At 53.0% G+C, this 17,708-nt stretch carries 14 protein-coding genes and 1 tRNA gene; 13 read left to right on the top strand and 2 right to left on the bottom strand.

All coding sequences use genetic code 11. From position 1 onward, the window contains the following. Positions 1-684: 684 nt before the first annotated feature. Both LHW45_00395 and LHW45_00390 read right to left on the bottom strand, forming a co-directional pair. Positions 685-1,782, bottom strand: coding sequence for a M20 family metallopeptidase (locus LHW45_00395; protein ID MCB5284044.1), 1,098 nt, complete (start codon positions 1,780-1,782; stop codon positions 685-687). After that, a complete protein-coding gene (locus LHW45_00390; protein ID MCB5284043.1) occupies positions 1,779-2,759 on the bottom strand; it encodes an aspartate-semialdehyde dehydrogenase in 981 nt (326 codons plus the stop codon). The genes LHW45_00395 and LHW45_00390 overlap by 4 nt, the downstream gene beginning before the upstream one ends. A 114-nt stretch (positions 2,760-2,873) precedes the next feature. Here LHW45_00390 and LHW45_00385 point away from each other — a divergent pair. The 13 genes from LHW45_00385 to LHW45_00325 all read left to right on the top strand — a co-directional run bounded on the left by LHW45_00385 (position 2,874) and on the right by LHW45_00325 (position 17,619). Next, positions 2,874-2,949: transfer RNA gene (locus tag LHW45_00385), tRNA-Arg, on the top strand. A gap of 15 nt (positions 2,950-2,964) precedes the next feature. Next, on the top strand, positions 2,965-4,875 hold the full coding sequence (locus LHW45_00380; GenBank protein ID MCB5284042.1) for an RNB domain-containing ribonuclease: 1,911 nt from the start codon (positions 2,965-2,967) through the stop codon (positions 4,873-4,875). Between the two features lie 968 nt (positions 4,876-5,843). Further along, entirely contained in the window at positions 5,844-7,922 is a 2,079-nt protein-coding gene (locus LHW45_00375) for a Glu-tRNA(Gln) amidotransferase GatDE subunit E (GenBank protein MCB5284041.1), read from the top strand. A gap of 52 nt (positions 7,923-7,974) precedes the next feature. Next, positions 7,975-8,346 (top strand): GxxExxY protein, encoded by a 372-nt coding sequence (locus tag LHW45_00370; protein MCB5284040.1) that lies wholly within the window; start codon positions 7,975-7,977, stop codon positions 8,344-8,346. Between the two features lie 487 nt (positions 8,347-8,833). Then, the gene (gene gatD, locus LHW45_00365; protein MCB5284039.1) at positions 8,834-10,216 is read left to right on the top strand and encodes a Glu-tRNA(Gln) amidotransferase subunit GatD; all 1,383 of its coding nucleotides are present in this window, start codon (positions 8,834-8,836) and stop codon (positions 10,214-10,216) included. Between the two features lie 41 nt (positions 10,217-10,257). Then, the gene (locus tag LHW45_00360) at positions 10,258-11,241 is read left to right on the top strand and encodes a ketoacyl-ACP synthase III (protein MCB5284038.1); all 984 of its coding nucleotides are present in this window, start codon (positions 10,258-10,260) and stop codon (positions 11,239-11,241) included. Between the two features lie 9 nt (positions 11,242-11,250). After that, entirely contained in the window at positions 11,251-11,481 is a 231-nt protein-coding gene (locus tag LHW45_00355) for a phosphopantetheine-binding protein (protein MCB5284037.1), read from the top strand. Between the two features lie 2 nt (positions 11,482-11,483). Further along, positions 11,484-12,245, top strand: coding sequence for an SDR family oxidoreductase (locus tag LHW45_00350; GenBank protein MCB5284036.1), 762 nt, complete (start codon positions 11,484-11,486; stop codon positions 12,243-12,245). A 1-nt stretch (position 12,246) separates the two neighbouring features. Further along, complete coding sequence (locus tag LHW45_00345; protein MCB5284035.1) at positions 12,247-13,650, top strand: hypothetical protein; 1,404 nt, start codon at positions 12,247-12,249, stop codon at positions 13,648-13,650. A 1-nt stretch (position 13,651) separates the two neighbouring features. After that, the gene (locus LHW45_00340) at positions 13,652-14,572 is read left to right on the top strand and encodes a hypothetical protein (GenBank protein MCB5284034.1); all 921 of its coding nucleotides are present in this window, start codon (positions 13,652-13,654) and stop codon (positions 14,570-14,572) included. Positions 14,573-14,599: 27 nt separating this feature from the next. After that, positions 14,600-15,700, top strand: coding sequence for a glycosyltransferase family 2 protein (locus tag LHW45_00335; protein ID MCB5284033.1), 1,101 nt, complete (start codon positions 14,600-14,602; stop codon positions 15,698-15,700). A 7-nt stretch (positions 15,701-15,707) separates the two neighbouring features. Further along, positions 15,708-16,637 carry a polysaccharide deacetylase family protein gene (locus LHW45_00330; protein ID MCB5284032.1) on the top strand — a complete coding sequence of 310 codons (930 nt, stop codon included), beginning with the start codon at positions 15,708-15,710 and terminating at the stop codon, positions 16,635-16,637. Further along, complete coding sequence (locus LHW45_00325; GenBank protein ID MCB5284031.1) at positions 16,573-17,619, top strand: flippase-like domain-containing protein; 1,047 nt, start codon at positions 16,573-16,575, stop codon at positions 17,617-17,619. The genes LHW45_00330 and LHW45_00325 overlap by 65 nt, the downstream gene beginning before the upstream one ends. The last annotated feature ends 89 nt before the right edge of the window (positions 17,620-17,708 follow it).

Here is a 17,708-nt window from a genome sequence, read left to right as displayed (position 1 = left end):
AATGTTTGGCGATGACTCAGCCAATTTACCCATATTTGGCGCGAAAACCAGACGAAAGACTGCAGCTCAATCCACCCCACCCCGGAAGCGTGCCACGTTTCCGGGGAGGGGTGGAGAAAATTCCATTAATTGTCCCTTGTTTCGTTACGGGGGGCTCCGCTCCCTAGCTATGATTTGTGCTATGATCTGTCGCCCTCCAAGCTGCTGGCGGGTTGATCACTTCTACCAACTCGGTTTGAATGAGAGCCTTACTGATCAGACAATACGAGGTACGCAGCCAATGTATCCACAAAAGGCAAAGAACCAGACGGAAGGCGGTGGCTTCAGCCACCGTGCCAGAAAGCGGCACAGCAAAACAGACGATGTCCGGGTGGCTTCAGCCACCGGCAAAAACCAGGCTGAAGCCCCATCCCGGGATGACACTTTATCCCATCAAGGGATGAATGTTGAGCCACCCTCTCGGTATGAAAGAGGGCCAAAATCTTTATTCTTCACACATAAAAATGTGCCACAACCCCACTTTCCCCTCAACCCGCTCCCAATATCAATACGGTATCAATACGGAATCAATACGGATAAAATCCGTATTGATTCCGTATTGATACCGTATTGATATTGGGAGCCGAAAGGAATTGAGACAGGAAGGATAAGAGGAAGATGTCGGGGAAAATGGGAACAAATATTTTAATGGCGGGCCAGGGCGGCAAATATTTCCACGCCGATGTCGATGCAGGCCGCGTCCGGCAGAAATTTATCGGAATGCAAAGGTTCCGCGCAGCCGGAACCCAGCCAGAAGAGCAGGCCGGGGTAGAGGGAGGTGAAAAAGCCGAAATCCTCGCCAGTGAGGGCGACCTCCGCCTCCCGAAACTCGATTCCGGTTTCCGCGCAAACCGTTTTTAGTTCTTCGACCAACGGGGCGGAATTGACCACCGGATCGTAAGTTCCGAGGAAATCGACCCGAAAGCCCGTCCCCAACGACTCCGCGGCCAGGGCGGCATTGCGACTGATGATCTCATTTATCTTCAGGCTCACTGCCTTGTCCAGGCTGCGTTGGGTGCCTTCCAGCTTGCAGCGGTGCGGCACCACGTTGCGCACGGTTCCGGCGGCCAGTTTGCCCACGTGGCAGATAACCCGGTGCCGCTGTGCCAATTGGGCGATGTCTGGCTCCATCAGGCGCAGGAATTCGCGGCCGGCGTCCAGGGCGTTGATCCCCTCTTCCGGAAAGGCCGCGTGGGCCGGCTTGCCGATGAATTCCACGTCGAATTCCTGGGGCACGCCGAAAAACACGCCCGGACGGCTGGAGACCGCTCCCAGAGGCAATCCGCTGGCCACGTGCAGCGCGAAGGCTTTCTCCACGTCGAAGCGCTGGATCAGGCCCTCCGCGATCACGCTCTGCGCGCCGCCTTCGCCCTCTTCAGCCGGCTGGAAGAGAAAGAGCAGATTGCGCTGCATCTTCTCTGCCGCCACCTGCGCGACCAGGCCCAGCAGCACCGTCATGTGGATATCGTGGCCGCAGGCGTGCATCAGGCCTGGGTTTTGGGAGGAAAAAGCGCAGCCGGTGTTTTCGCTAATCGGCAGGGCGTCCATGTCCGCACGGAAAAGCCTGTAGGGACCTTCACCACGGCTGTATTCCACCAGGATGCCGGTGTTGGTGGCGAATTCGTGGATCCTGAGGTCGGGGATGCCTTGTAAATACGAGAGAATGAGGCTTTTGGTGTTTTCCTCGCGGAAGGCCAGCTCGGGGTTGCGGTGCAGTTCGCGGCGGATGGCGCTGAGGTTCATATCCGGCCTGCCAGTTGGGCGTGTTTGAGCAGGATGCGCACGGCGTTGGTGGCGGCGCCAAGGCGGACGTTGTGGCCCACATTCCAGAAGCAGACTGAGTTTGGGCCGGTGCCGCGGCGCAGGCGGCAGACGTGGCTGTCGTTCGAGGAACCCAGATCGCGCGGGGTGAGGTAGGTGTTTTCGCCAAAGACGATGGACTCGGCCTGTTTCAGTTCCCGCGCGGCTTTGGCCAGATCGACCCCGGAGGCGAATTCCGCATAGATGCTTTCGCTGTGGCCATGGAACACAGGCACGCGCACGCAGGTGGCGCAGACCTCCAACTCCGTGTTGTCGAGTATTTTGCGAGTCTCGAAGTGGATCTTTTCCTCTTCCTGGGAAAAGCCGTTGTCGGCAAAGGCGCCGATCTGGGGGATCACGTTGAGGTCGATGATATCGGGATAAATGCCTTTTCCGGGAGCGCCAGCGCGCTGTGACTCGAGGGTGGCCACGCCCTTGTGGCCGCTGCCGGAGACAGACTGGTAGGTGCTCACGACCACTTTGCGCAGCCCGAAAAGCCGGTCCAGCACCGCCAGCGGCAGCACCATCTGGATGGTGGTGCAGTTGGGGTTGGCCACGATGCCCTGATATCCTTTGAGCAGATCTCCGTTGATCTCCGGCACCACCAGCGGAATATCCGTTTCCTGGCGGAATCCGGAGGAATTGTCGATCACCACGGAACCGCTCGCGGCCGCGAGGGGCGCGAATTCCCGGGCCACTCCCGCGCCGGCGGAAAAGAGCACATAATCAAAATGTTCCCGCATTCCCGCGGCGTCCAGTTCACGCACCGGGAGCGCCGTATCGCCGTAGTAGAGTATGCTTCCGGCTGAACGCGCGGAGGCGAAAAGACTGAGGGAGTCCACGGGAACTGCAAATTCCTCCAGACAGGTTATCATCATGCGGCCCACTTCACCGGTGGCGCCGACAACTGCTAGTTTCATGTCAAATCCTTAAACGTGGTAAATATGAAAAATCCTTTTCCTGCGGGGCGGGGCTTTTGTCAATGCAAAACTTGACAAAAACGGGGCTCCGGGAAATTTAACCCCTGAAGTCGCGCCCCAGTAGCTCAGGGGATAGAGCAGCGGTTTCCTAAACCGTTGGTCGGATGTTCGAATCATCCTTGGGGCGCCATTTTTAAAGGATTTTATGGCCACGTACGCAGCGGGTACCATCGTCTTGTTTTACCACCAGGCCAGGCTTTGCCTGGGCATTGTGACCTCCGCGGAAGGCAACCGCTGGCAGGTGCTGGATTCTGAGGGCGAAGCGCAACTGCTCGCATCCGAACGCTTCGCGCTGGCCTCACTCGACCTGTTCACGCCTCCAAACACGCGCACGCTGGGCAATTTTGCCGCTATGGCGGAACAATCCCTGGAACTTTTGCAGGACGAAGGCGTTCCGGCCCGTCTCGCCCAGCTTCCCGCTCCCTTCAGTTTTGAACAGGCTTCTGAAGCCGCCGGCTGCCATTCCGATTTCTGCCGTTTTGCCCTCTACCGCCATCTGCGCCAGCGCGAAGACCTCTATCTGCTCAAGAAAGGTGTGTGGCGCACGCGCGACCCGGAAGAGACCGCTGCCTTTCTGGCCCGGAAGGAACAGGAGGCGGCCCGGACGCGTTATTTGGAGGCTGTGGCGGGCTTTCTGGAACGGCTGGACGCAAAGGATGCCACGGCCGGACTGCCTGAGTTCAGCTCCGGGACGGAGAGGCAACTTGCCCAGGAACTGCGCGCTTTGCTGATCTCGGGCGAACCGAAGGACCTGGCCAGGGTCCTGCGCGCCGACGGGCGAAACCTGGATAAGTCGGTACGCGCTCTGCGCCTCAGTTTGGGCGATATCGCGGCGGACACCGATCCCGTCGCCGCGGCCAGCGGAATTCCCATCGCTTTTGTCCCCGGATTGCCGGCGCTGGCTGTAACTCCGGAACCATCCGAGCTGGAGCAGCGGGAAGCGTTCACGATCGACGCGGAGGATTCCGGCGATCTGGATGACGCCATCGACTGGCAGGAAACCGCTGCTGGGTGGAATTTGGGCGTGCATATCAGCGATGTGGCAGCCCGTATCCCCGTGGGAAAAGATCTTTGGCGCGCGGCCCAGGACCGCGTGGCCTCGCTGTATCTGCCCTCGCAAACCATACCGCTGCTGCCTCCGGAGCTTTCCGGCGACGCTTTCAGTCTGCGCGAAGGTGAAGCGCGGCCGGTGCTTTCGCTGCGGGTGGAGCTGGACCGCGAAGCGCGGATCGTTGCCTGCGACTGGCACCGGGGCTGGCTGCGAGTGAAGAAAAATTTGAGCTACGAGACTTTTGACGCTCTGCTCCGCTCCCAGGAACGTTCGCCACTGCTGGAAATCTGCCGCAAACTGCGCGACGCCAGGGTGGGGGAGGGCGAGGAGCGAAAACCTCGCTACAGCTGGAATCTGAAGGTTTCTGACGGCGATGTCGCCCTGCAGCGGGTGGACAATCTCAGCCCGGCGCGCTTCGTGATCGAAGAGCTGATGATCCTCTACAACCGCCTTCTGGCCGAACGCGCCTGCCAGAGTTCCCTGCCCCTGATCTATCGCAACGTCACCCAGTTTGCTGAGGAAGAGGACGAGGATGCTGCCAACTACGGCATCCAGGCCTACCTTTCCACCTCAGCCAAATTCCACCCCGGGGTGGGCGCCCAGGCCTATCTGCACGCGACTTCGCCCATCCGGCGCTTCACCGATATCGTTAACCAGGCCCAGTTTTCCGCGCTGCTGGCGGGCAGGGGGCAGAGCTTTGCGCGGCAGGACCTGGAGGAACTCATCCTCAGCATCGAAAAACGCCTGCGGCTGCTGCGCGCCGTCACCCACCGCAGCGAGCGCCACTGGCTGCTGCGGTTCCTTAAGCAGAAATATCTGGGCGAGCCACTTGACGCGGTGCTGCTGCGCCGGGTGAAACAGGGCTGCCTGGTGGAACTGAGCCGCTGGGAAAAACGGCTGGTGCTGCGCTGTGAGGAGGGTTTGCCGCTGCGGACGCCTGTGAAACTGGTGGTGGCGGGGGTCGATCTGGAGGAATTGCTGGTCTTTGGCGATGTGATCCTTTGATTTTGGTTTGTCCACAAATTTCACAAATTAACACGAATTATAAGAGACAAAGGATAGAGGGGAAAAGTCGGTATAGGGGGTAACTCCGCTGGTGTTGAGTGAGGAAAGAGCATCGTCGCCAGCAGAAGAACCACCATCCCAGCACCAAAGCGCACGTCATTCCGGGACGAGGAACGAGTGCCCGGAATCCAGGTTTTCCCTCAGACCCGATCCTTATGTCATTCCGGGGCCCCAACCCCGGAATGACATACATTTCTCCCCTCTTTTTCTAAATGCATTTCCCTTATTCCGCGCTATTCTGTGACCCGTTATTTTCAGATCTATGCGATCTGATAAACTTGTGTGAGGCTACCTTTTCCCATTTCTCTGTGTCTCTGGCCCTCTGTTTTAATAGAACTTTTTTAGCCAGGATTCCGGGGCCCCTACCCCGGAATGACATACATCTTCTTCCCTCTTTTTCTAAATGCATTTTCCCTTATTCCGCGCTATTCTGTGACCCGTTATTTTCAGATCTGTGCGATCTGATAAACTTGTGTGAGGCTACCTTTTCCCATTTCTCTGTGTCTCTGTCCCTCTGTTTTAATTGATCTTATTAGCCTGGATTCCGGGGCCCCTACCCCGGAATGACATAGTGAGCCTGGGCTGAGGCTTGGGGGATGTTTGTGTGTGACCAACTCTCCTGACGAGGGGTTCCGATCGCTACGCTCACTCCACACCCTCGCTATCGTTCTGTCGCCCTCTGGGCTTTACCCACCCTGTTTGAAAGAGCCATATTTGCCCCCTGTGTCCCAAATTCCACAATCCCGCGAAGGGCCTAAGCCAGTGGGATTTGACCGCTTAGGATATCTCCCGGGGAAAACTACTCCCAGAGGCGGTTTGCGGCCTTGATTCGAGACGTGAAATAATGCTGGACAAAAATGGCGCGCCTGCGGAGTGTGGTCCTTACATTACATATTAGGGAACCATATTTGGACAACCCTCACCAACAAAACTGGTTGCGCAGCCGGGACGACACCGGCTGGGTCAGCCTTCCGGACGCCGTGCAAGCGACCTGGCGGAAGCTTGGGTTCAGGTGCGGCCTGGAAGTTCACCAGCAACTGAACACTTCCCGGAAACTTTTTTGCCGCTGTCCCGCGGGCAGGTACCACGATTTCGACGATTTCGACGCCGAGATCGTGCGTCATATGCGGCCCACTTTGTCTGAACTGGGTGAGTATGACGGCACCGCTCTGATGGAATTCAAGACGCGGAAAAAGATCGTTTACCGCATCAACAATGACAGCGCCTGCACCTACGAAGTGGACGACACCCCGCCGTTCCCGCTGAACCGCGAGGCTTTGGAACAGGCGATGAAGATCGCCCTGCTGCTGAAGCTGAAGATCGTGGGCGAACTGCACATCACCCGCAAACAGTATTTGGACGGCAGCATACCCACCGGCTTCCAGCGCACCACCATCCTCGGCATCGAAGGCGAATTTCCCATCTCCACCAAAACCATCCGCGTGATCCAGTTTTCCGTGGAGGAAGACAGCTGCCGCGAGGTTTCGGATGTCAGGCACACCCGCACCTATTTTGCCGACCGGCTGGGCATGCCGCTGATCGAAACGGTAACCTATCCGGACATGGAAACGCCCTGGGAAGCGGCCGAAGCGGCCCAAAACATCCGCTTCATCGCGCGCAGTTCAGGCCTGGCGCGCACCGGCATCGGCGCGGCCCGCGAGGATGTGAACGTTTCCATTGCGGGCGGCACCAGGGTCGAGATCAAGGGTGTGGCGCACATCTCCTGGATCCCCAAACTCACGCACAACGAGGCGTTTCGCCAAAAATCTCTGCTGCTGATCCGCGAGGAATTGCGTAAGCGAGTTGCTGATCCGACGAAGTGGAAGCTGAACCACATATTTTTAGACCCTGCCGACTGGCGTCACATCCCCCTGCTGAAGCAGGCCGGAAGCGAGGGCTGGAAGCTGGTCTCGGTCAATCTGCCGCGCTTTTCCGGCATCCTCAGCTTCTTCAACCAGCCCGGACGCTGCTTCGCCGACGAGATCTCTGACCGCCTCAAAGTGATCGCCTGCCTGGAACTGCCGAACATGTTCCACTCGGAGGAGATCGCTGGAGTCGAGCGAGGCACGGGCAGCGACTCGAGCATATCGGCAATAGCCGATTCCACCGTCATCCCGGCGCAGGCCGGGATCCAGTCAACCAATACCGGCTCAGCCTCCACATTAAGCGAATCCGATTGGACCAGGCTCCGCGCGGAACTCAAAGCCGGGGATCAAGACGCCCAGCTCCTCTTCTGGGCGCCGGACGAAGACATCAAGACCGCGCTGGAGACCATCGAGGAACGCTGCCAATTGGCCTTCGCGGGCGTTCCCAACGAGACCCGCAAATCCCTGCCGGACGGGATCACGCTCTTCGAAAGGGTGCTGCCCGGCGCGGACAGGATGTATCCGGATACAGATTCAGCACCGATCCCAATCCACGAAGAGATGATCGAAACCGCGCGGCAGGACCTGCCGGTGGATCTGGCGACAAGGCTGCAACAGCTGGCGGAGTGGGGCATCCCCGCCGACGCCTATACCTATCTGCTGCGTAACAACCTGATGCCGGTTCTGGAAGAGTTTTCCGCGAAACACGCAATCGCGCCCAAACGCCTGGGCCTGCTCTACGCCCATCTGCTGAAAGGCCTGCAGGGACGCGATCCGCTGCCCTTCGACCACCAGCGGGTGGAGGATCTGCTCATCTTTGTCAACAAACGCCAGCTGCAGCCGGATATCCTGCCTCAGATGCTGAAAGTGCTCTACGAACAGCCCAACATGCAGTTCTCCTCGGTGCTGGCGGTGATCGGCTACAAAGAAACCCCGCCGGCGGAGATACTGGAACAGGTGCCGCTGCTAAAAGCCATGTGGCCGCGGGCCAAAACACGCGGTCTGAAACGGCCGGATGCCATCCAGCACTGGATGATGGGCCGGCTCCACAAAATGGCTCTGGGTAACATTCCACTAAGTGATTTGAGACAAGCCATTGAAAAAGACCTGTCCACGAATTAGTATTGTCCACGAATTACACGAATTCACACGAATTAAAAGATAACTACAGTAAATGCCAAGCGTGATGGGAAATGGTCAGGATCTGCTCTTTAAAGACGAGTGCTACAAGATCGTGGGCGCGTGCATGGAAGTGCACCGAACCTTGGGCTGCGGTTTTCTGGAACCCGTTTACCAGGAAGCATTAGCATTTGAACTCCAGCGACAAGGGGTTCCCTATGAACGTGAAAAGGAGTATGAGATAAATTTCAAAGGCTTGATCCTATCGAAAACCTACAAAGTCGACTTTCTGTGCTATGGAAACATAATTGTGGAATTGAAGGCATTAGGTCAACTCAGCAAAGAACATATGGCCCAAGTTCTCAATTATCTTAAAGCTTCTCATCTGAAATTGGGGCTTTTGTTAACTTTGGCACTACCAGCCTGAACTACGAACGCATAGTATTGTGATAATCCACACAAATGAACACGAATTTGATTGATCATGTTCAGCAAGTTCATCACAAGAATATGACACCATCCTCTTTACAGAGTAATATGGATATCAGCATTGAACGCCTGTTAATGGTAGCCAATGGAACTTGGCACAAATGTTGTTTTGCAGACCCTTACAATCTGTTTTTTTTAATTCGTGTGAATTCGTGTAATTCGTGGACAGTTTAAACCTCCAAAACCATGTCTTTCACTGCAGTTTTTTGACTTAATATTAATTCGTGTGAATTCGTGTAATTCGTGGACAGTTTAAACCTCCAAAACCATGTCTTTCACTACAGCTTTTTTGACTTAATATTGATTCGTGTAAATTCGTGTAATTCGTGGACAGTTTAAACCTCCAAAACCATGTCTTTCACTACAGCTTTTTTGACTTAATATTGATTCGTGTAAATTCGTGTAATTCGTGGACAGTTCATTAGATGCTGGATCTTTTTAAAGGATACAAGGGCCGCGCGCTGGAGGTGCTGAAGCATTTTCAGGCCAGGGTTTGGGGTGACACCACGGTGGAGACCACCCGCGGCACGTTCCAGGGCATCATCCTGCCCCGCAGCGAGAACGACGACGACCAGCACATCGTGCTCAAGCTCGTCACCGGTTACAACGTCGGCATCGACGTGGCCACCATTTTGGGCATGACAGAGACCGGCTATAAGGAAGCGCATTACAAGATCCCGGAAAAAGAATTCCCCTTCACGCCGGGGCTGCCCAAAGTGAAGCTGCTCGGCACCGGCGGCACCATCGCTTCGCGGCTGGATTATCGCACTGGCGCCGTGATCCCGGCTTTTTCGCCCGGAGAACTCTACGGCGCGGTCCCGGAACTGGCGGACATCTGCAATCTGGACACCGAAAAGCTCTTCGCCGTTTTTTCCGAAAACATGGGCCCGAAGCAGTACAAGAAACTGGCCATCTCCATCGGCAAAGAGGTGGAGCGCGGCACCCAGGGCATCATCATCGGCCACGGCACCGACACCATGCACCACACCGCGGCGGCGCTTTCCTACATGCTGCGGGACCTGCCCATCCCCGTGGTGATGGTGGGTTCGCAACGCTCCAGCGACCGCCCTTCCTCAGACGCCGCGCTCAATCTGATGCACGCGGCCTTCACCGCCGGGCATTCTGACATCGCTGAGGTTATGGTCTGCATGTTCGGCCCCACCAGCGATGAATACGGCCTTCTGCACCAGGGCACCCGGGTGCGCAAGATGCACTCCTCCTACCGCAGCACCTTCCGCACCATCGGCGATGTGCCCATTGCCCGCGTGACCCGGGACGCCGTGATCCCCATCAAGACGGATTACCATAAACGCAGATCCGATAAAAAGGTGACCGTGCTGCCCTTCTTCGAGGAGCGGGTGGCCATCGTTTATTATTACCCCAACATGCATCCGGACATCATAGATTCCCTCACCGAGAACGGCTACAAGGGCATCGTGATCGCCGGCACCGGGCTGGGGCACGTGAACAAGCCCCTGTACCCCGCCATCCAGCGCGCCGTGGCCAAGGGCGTGCAGATCTACATGACCGTGCAAACCCTCTGGGGCTTTGTGCACATGTTCGTTTACGACACCGGGCGCGACCTGATGAGCATGGGCATCGTGCCGGGCGAGAATCTGCTGCCGGAAGTGGCCTACATCAAGCTGGGCTGGGCTTTGGGACAGCACTCCGAACCCGACCAAGTGCGCGAACTGATGCTGACCCCCATCGCCGGAGATATTACTCCGGGCGAACCTTACAACGGCTACCTTGTCTTCCAGGGCGGGCTGCCGGAGGTGGAGGAGTTCATCAGGAAGCATCATAAGTGATGGCTGCTGTAATTCACTGTTAGTATATCAATGAGGTTAGAATGAAGTTTGCGTCATATCTTCCCGAGAAAGTTCTCACCAACCAGGATCTGGCGGAGAGGTTCCCTGAGTGGTCAGCCGGCAAGATCGAGAAAAAGATCGGCATACGCTCCCGGCATGTAGCAGCAGACAATGAAACCGCGCTTGACCTGGCTTATTATGCTTGCCAGAAACTGCTGCAGGGTGAGGACAAAGCCGAAGTTGATTTTCTGCTTCTATGCACGCAAAGCCCGGACTATTATCTGCCCACCTCAGCCTGCATCCTTCAGGAGCGGCTGGGACTTAAAAACGAGATCGGCGCCCTGGATTTCAACCTTGGCTGTTCCGGTTTCGTTTACGGCTTGTCCCTGGCCAAGGGCCTGCTGGTCAGCGGGGCGGCATCCAAGCTGATCCTGGTGATGGCGGAAACCTATTCCAAGCACCTGCATCCCTTGGACAAGGGCAACCGCAGCATTTTTGGCGACGCGGCCGCGGCGGTGCTGATCACAAAAGAGGACACGGACAAAATTCACGATTTTGCGCTGGGCACGGACGGAACCGGCTGGAACAACCTGATCGTACCCAATGGCGGACTCAGAAAAGCGTATGATCCCAACGCACAGGATTGGACGGACGAGAATGGGGCGATCCGGAATGACAACAATCTCTACATGAACGGGCCGGAGATCTTCAATTTTACTATTGAAGCTGTTCCAAAAATGATCAGCCAGGTTTTAAGCAAAAATAACTGCAATATTGAAGACATCGACTATGTGATCTTCCATCAGGCGAACCAATACATGCTGCAATATCTCAGGGAACTGGTCTCGGTGCCGGAAGACAAATTTTACATCAATATGCTTGAGACGGGCAACACAGTTTCGGCAACCATTCCCCTGGCCCTGGAAGACTGCCTGGGCAAAGGAATAATCAAAACGGGGGACAGGGTGTTGCTGGCGGGATTTGGCGTGGGTTATTCATACGGCGCAACCATAATCACCATTTGAGGAGAAGTAATGACACTGCAGACATTTATGCAGGAACTGGTTGAATTGATCGAGATCGAAGCTGATCTCAGCCTGGATAGCAATCTGAAAGACTACGAGGAATACGATTCCATGGCCATCATGAGTCTGGTGGCCTATATCCACAAGAATTTCGGGAAGCAGTTCAACGCTAGGCAACTCAATAACATTGACACTGTCCAGTCCCTGGTTGATCTGATCGGCGAGGATAGTTTCAACTGACAATGCTTTGGTCGGACAAGGTCCTTACAGGCAAGCGCATTCTGATCTCCGGGGCCTCTTCCGGGATCGGCAGGGCTTGTGCAGTTGTATGCAGCAGCCTGGGTGCCCGGATCGTGGCCATGGGGCGCAACGAGGAGCGCCTGGCTGAAACAATATCTTTGCTGCAGGGCTCCGGACATCAAAGTCTGGCCTGCGACATAGGCAACAGCGATGAGCTCCAGGCGGGGTTTCCAACTCTATCGGCGGATGGACCTCTGGCCGGATTCATCCACAGTGCGGGAATTGAATGGACCAGTCCGCTGAAGAGTATCGACCCCAATGCATACGCCAACATGTTGAAAGTTAATCTGATCGCCGGAGTGATGATCGCTCAGATGCTTTCACGCCCAAAGGTCTACGATAAGAATGGAAGCAGCTACGTTTATATATCATCGATCAGGGGCATGCTTGGAGAGAAAGGCAACATTGAATATTCGAGCAGCAAATCAGCGATGTTCGGCATGGTAAGATCAATGTCACGAGAGCTTGCAAGCAAGGGTATCCGGGTAAATAGCGTGTCACCCGCTATGGTAGAGACCGAGATGCTTAAAAACGTATTTGAGGAGTTGCCTGCGGAATCTGTTGCAGCCATCCAAACCAGGCATTTGCTTGGTCTCGTTGAACCCGTGGACGTGGCTAATCTCTGCGCATATCTGATATCGGATCTGGGCAAAGCCATTACTGGAACGAATATTGTAATAGACAGCGGATACTCGTTGGCCTAAGATGCAATTTACCTCAATACCTTTCTTCCTATTCCTGTTCGCGGTGGTGGTCCTGTACTACGTTTTACCGAAAAGATACAGGAACTGGCTGCTGTTGGCCGCAAGTTATTATTTCTATTTCAGTTTTAAAGCAGAATATCTGATTATCCTTCTGGGTTCCACCGCCTTCAACTACTTCACTGCCAAAGCCATGGACAACCATCCCCAGCGGAAAAAGCTTCTCCTGGGCCTGGCGCTGGTGTTTAACATCGGGTTGCTGTTCCTCTTCAAGTACTTCAATTTCTTCAGCGATCAGCTAAACGCTCTGTTCCGAAGCGCAAGCTTGGATATTTCCATTCCCAAATACAGCCTGATCCTGCCCATAGGGATTTCCTTCTACACCTTCATGGCTCTGGGTTACATCCTGGACGTGTATTGGGGCGACATCAAGCACCAGAGGAATTACCTCACTCTTTCCCTATACCTTGCCTTTTTCCCCCAGATCCTCTGCGGTCCCATCGGCAGGGCCAAAAACCTGTTCAAACAATTCACAACCGAACACCTGATGGCTTACGACAACTTCGCCAACGGCTTCAGACTCATTCTCTGGGGTCTGTTCATGAAAATGGTGGTCGCGGATAACATTGCCTTGTATGTTGACGCAATTTATGGCAATATTCCCATGCATTCAAGCCTGACTCTGATCGTTGCCGCTCTGCTATATCCTTTTCAGTTGTACACAGATTTTGGGGGTTACACGAATATCGCCAGGGGTGTGGCCAAACTCTTCGGTTATGACCTGATGGTCAATTTCCGGACGCCCTACGTGAATTCAACCTCGGTTACCGACTATTGGAGGAGGAATCACATTTCTCTCACATCCTGGGTTCGGGAATACGTGTTCTTTCCCTTTATGGGCAGCAGCACTTCAAAGCCAAAGGTTTACTTGGGTATCCTGGTGATGTTTCTGGTTATGGGCTTCTGGCACGGGGCAGGCTGGATGTTCCTTATCTGGGGATTGATCCAGTCTGGGTATCTCATATTTGAAGACGCAACCGGGCTGGGACGGAAAAAATCAGCTAATGTAATCGTTAACACTCTCAAGCGAGCGGCCACATATCTTGCTTTGGCATTTGGCTTGATGTTTTTCCGCTTACCATCTTTTAAACACATGAAGGAGCATATTGCAAATACTGCAAAGTTCTCACTTAACTTTTACTATGGTTCGGCAACAATATTTACATACATGTCATTCGGTTTGTCAATTCTTGTCTTGTTCGAGATCTTACTGAATAAGAAGCAATTCGATGAGTGGATAGACAGTCACAGAGTGATTACACGATGGGGAACATACCTAGGACTGGCTGTTACAATTCTGCTGATAGGCAATCTGGAGAGCATGGCCTTTATTTATGAAAAATTCTAAGATGAAATTGATTTATAAAATTGGTCTTGCCATTGCACTCTTTTATGCGGCTAATTGGATCGTTTATGGCGCTCTGCAGCAAATGGGCGCAGGGGAGACGAATTATTTAAAGATAAACAGCATTCAAAGGACACAAGCTGATGTATATATTTTTGGAGCTTCAAGGGCTTTAAGGCATTACAATCCAGCAATAATCAGCAGTTATTTAAGCTCAAGCTCTGTTTACAATGCTGGGGTAGCTTCCTCAAACGCTGCATACCAATATTGCATGCTCAACCTACTACTCGAAAATCATACACCCGAGGCAATACTATATGAGATAGGTGATCTGGGCAAGAACCTGGATGGAGCAATAGCTGATTTTTTTCCGTATTATGATAAAAACAAAGAAGTTCATGAAGTTTTGAGAAAACGAGATCCCTTGGCTGGGATCAAATTTGCGATACCTCTTTATGCCATGAATCAGAAGATCTTTGGTATTACCCATGCATATTTGAACAGCTCAGATTCCTCAATTGAAGGGTTCATTCCCCGAAGGGGCACCCTGGATCTTGCGCAGATTCCAATAGCCCGTCAAACAGATAAAAAACTGCAAGCTGATGAAAACTTTGATCCTTTAGCATGGAATTACTTCGTCAGATTCGCAAACTTGTGCAGAGATAAGAATATAACACTGATTTATCTCTACTCTCCCAGATATACGATGGCAAAACCAGTTGGGTTTGATTTAATAAAAAACTTCTCTGAAGATCATAGCATTGAGTTACTTGATTTTTCTGAAGATCGCAAGTATCTGGATAATGCCGAGTTGTTCGTTGATTGGCATCATTTAAATGAAAAGGGGGCGGATATTTTTTCGAATGATGTAGGCATTGCCGTTCAAAAAAGCTTGCATGAGGGAAAGAGATGCTTAGCTTTGTGATGTTGATTATTTGCAGGAGAAGCTTTTATGATCAACGATAACACATTAGCAGTTGTCGTTCCGGCTTACAACGAGGAGTCCCAAATTGGCATCGTTATCGAAACAATGCCAGATTATATTGATAGAATTGTGATTGTGGATGATAATTCGACAGATGGGACACAGGCTGCCCTAGCTAAGTATTATAACCGAAGTAACAATGCAAGCCGGCCACTTTCGGTAAAAGAAGCAATAGAGAGCAGCTTTCACAACGAGGCCGAAAAAGTACTGGAACGACTAAATAGGGAAGAGATGGCATTGTTTACCCCGTCTACAATCATTCATGAAGAACCAGATCACAGGATCGTGGTCATTCGGAATGAAAAAAACGCCGGGGTGGGCCAAACCATAGCCAGAGGCTATAAATGGTGCAAGGACCACCACATAGACTGTACGGCCGTGATGGCGGGAGACGCGCAAATGGATCCCAGTGAGCTTTACGACATCTGCTATCCGGTTGTAGCGGAGGGGGTGGATTATGTGAAGGGCAACCGGCTCTCGCATGGCAGCGCCAGGGTATTCATACCAAAAACAAGGTTTTTCGGCAACTCCGTACTTTCCCTGATGACAAAAGCAGCATCCGGCTACTGGCGCGTTTCAGACACCCAGACTGGATACACAGCTATTTCAAACTCAGCCTTGAATTCAATTAAGCTCTATGACATCTATCCCCGCTATGGAATGCCCAACGACATGCTGGTGAAGCTGAACATCGCAGGATGCACAATCAGGGAAATCCCCATCAAGCCAGTTTACAGGGTGGGAGAGAATTCCAAGATGAGAGTCCACAAGGTCATTCCACGGATATCCTGGCTGCTTTTCAGATCCTTTATTGGAAGGATCTGGACCAAATACTTCATCAACGACTTTCATCCGCTTTTCATCTTATACAATCTTTCCCTCTTTCTCTATCTTTTCTGCATTCCCTTTGCCGTGCGAATTGTCCAGTATCTATTAGCTAGGGGGATATACGGCGAAAAACCAGTTTTGAACACGCTGATGTTTATGTTCTTGTTTGTAAGCGCATCTCAGTCTTTGCTATTCGCGATGTGGATGGATATTCAGGACAATGATCGTTTATACAAATAATAATCAAATGAATTCAACGCATAGAATAGCCCTATCTTTTGACATAGAAGACTGGTATCATACTCCCATGGTGAGCGGATCATCCTTCTCTCAGTTCAGCAGTTCCCAAGATTTCTTCGAACAGCATGGGGAACAATTCAGGGACCTGATCACAAAAGAAACAGAGAGGCTGCTGGGCATCCTGAAAGATCTGGGAATAAGCTGCACTTTTTTTATCGTGGCAGAGATCACTCAGCGCTATCCGGAGCTGGTGAACATGCTCAGGCAAAGCGAACATGAAATAGCCTGCCATGGCCTAGCCCATCATTCCGCTCTGGATTCCCATACCAAGAGAGAACTAAGGCCTCAGGCGGAATGGTATCAGGATTTGGTGAAGGCAAAAGAGCTGCTGGAGAAAGTGTTCCAGAAGGAGGTGACCGGTTACCGGGCTCCCAACGCCTATTTCGCCAGCTGGATGGTGCCCCTGCTGCTTGAAGCTGGCTTCAGATACGATTCCTCTGTAGCCTACAACACCATATACAACAAAACCAACGTAACCTTGGAGAACATCCCCTCGTTGCCGTATTATCTGAACCAGCACACCCTGAACGCTGAGCCGCCGGTTACAGAACTTGTGGAACTGCCTTGGAGCAGGAAAGAGATATCACAAAAACTGGTCCTGCCAGCCGGAGGCGGTTACTTTTTCCGCTTGCTGGGCTATCATTATTTCCGGAGCGTGATTTCGAACGACCTGAAGAAGGGTGACACGATGTTTTACATGCACCCTCTGGAACTCACCCGGGAGAAGATCCCTTCCCCAATATCCAAAAACCGGCCGCTGGTTTGGATCAACAAAGGCGAACGGACGGAGAGGAACCTGATCAAGCTTCTGCATGCATTCAGGCAGGATTTCTGTACCTGTAAAGAAGTGTACTCCAGATTTGTTGAGAAAAAATAGTTGGCAAACAGCCAAATGGCTGGGCCAGATCATCATCACTTTGGCGCTGTTGTACGTGGCTGGCAGAAAGGTTGATCCGCTGCAATTTTGGGCGTACCTCAGAAACTTTCCGGTGTATTTTTTTATCCTGATACCGCTTATCTTGGTGCTGGATATCCTGATCAACAGCTGGCGGGTAAAATCACTCTACGGCTATTATGGCGTGACGGCCAGGCTCCGCGACGTTTTTTTCATCAAGTTCCACGGCTTGTTCTTTTCACTGGCTTTCCCTCTCTTGGGCGACGCTTACAAGATCCAGTCATTCAAGATCTTGAATAACGCGAGTTATGCTAAAAACACCCTGGTGGTGTTGATTGACAGGCTGATCTATACATTCAGCCTTACCTTGGTACTGATACCCTTTTGGTGGTTGCCTGTGATCAAGGTGCCCCAGGCTTTCAAACTGGCCCTGCTGGTTCTTTTGGCAGTGGAGGCGTTGATCATATTGGCGATCAACAATGTCGCCCTCTTCAACCTGTCGAAGAAATTGGCAGCGAAAATTGGCTACCGGGGCGCATTGGGGCACACTGAGTTTGCCCATCGGGAAGGATACGCCCGGATGATCGGCATTAACACAGTGGCGGCTGGCTTGCGCCACGGCCTGATGGGTTTGATGTACCTGTTGATCTGCTATACCCTGATGAGGCAGGTAAATTTTCATGTGTGGGGATTCATTGCCGGTGTTTTTTCCATCATGATATCAAGGATCATACCTGTTTCGGTGGGAGGCATAGGTTTGCGGGAGTATGTGGCCGTGATGGTTTTTCCCCAGACAGGGATATCGGAAGAGCTGGCTTTCAGCACGGCCTTTCTGATGTCCAGCATCCTGATCATACAAGGTTTGTTGGGGGGGCTGTCATTTCTTGGCTGGAAAATGAAAGACACCAGATGCCGGAAGAACGACCCGGTGGAGAGTAGCGATGAGACAGACCTTTACGTTTAGGATCCTGACAAAACTAGGATTCAGGCTGTCCCCTGTTACCTACGGTGGCAGGGGTTTTATTGGCCTGGCCGGATCAGCTTTGCGGATAT

The organism is Candidatus Cloacimonadota bacterium, assembly GCA_020532085.1.
Classification (GTDB): domain Bacteria; phylum Cloacimonadota; class Cloacimonadia; order Cloacimonadales; family Cloacimonadaceae; genus Syntrophosphaera.
This window is presented reverse-complemented; position numbering and strand designations above follow the sequence as displayed.

Coding starts and splice junctions, on each gene's coding strand:
- LHW45_00340 (MCB5284034.1), top strand. CDS start 13,652: ATGAAATTGATTTATAAAATTGGTCTTGCCATTGCACTCTTTTATGCG.
- LHW45_00395 (MCB5284044.1), bottom strand. CDS start 1,782: ATGAACCTCAGCGCCATCCGCCGCGAACTGCACCGCAACCCCGAGCTG.
- LHW45_00345 (MCB5284035.1), top strand. CDS start 12,247: ATGCAATTTACCTCAATACCTTTCTTCCTATTCCTGTTCGCGGTGGTG.
- gatD (MCB5284039.1), top strand. CDS start 8,834: ATGCTGGATCTTTTTAAAGGATACAAGGGCCGCGCGCTGGAGGTGCTG.
- LHW45_00370 (MCB5284040.1), top strand. CDS start 7,975: ATGCCAAGCGTGATGGGAAATGGTCAGGATCTGCTCTTTAAAGACGAG.
- LHW45_00330 (MCB5284032.1), top strand. CDS start 15,708: ATGAATTCAACGCATAGAATAGCCCTATCTTTTGACATAGAAGACTGG.
- LHW45_00335 (MCB5284033.1), top strand. CDS start 14,600: ATGATCAACGATAACACATTAGCAGTTGTCGTTCCGGCTTACAACGAG.
- LHW45_00380 (MCB5284042.1), top strand. CDS start 2,965: ATGGCCACGTACGCAGCGGGTACCATCGTCTTGTTTTACCACCAGGCC.
- LHW45_00325 (MCB5284031.1), top strand. CDS start 16,573: ATGCATTCAGGCAGGATTTCTGTACCTGTAAAGAAGTGTACTCCAGAT.
- LHW45_00390 (MCB5284043.1), bottom strand. CDS start 2,759: ATGAAACTAGCAGTTGTCGGCGCCACCGGTGAAGTGGGCCGCATGATG.
- LHW45_00360 (MCB5284038.1), top strand. CDS start 10,258: ATGAAGTTTGCGTCATATCTTCCCGAGAAAGTTCTCACCAACCAGGAT.
- LHW45_00350 (MCB5284036.1), top strand. CDS start 11,484: ATGCTTTGGTCGGACAAGGTCCTTACAGGCAAGCGCATTCTGATCTCC.
- LHW45_00355 (MCB5284037.1), top strand. CDS start 11,251: ATGACACTGCAGACATTTATGCAGGAACTGGTTGAATTGATCGAGATC.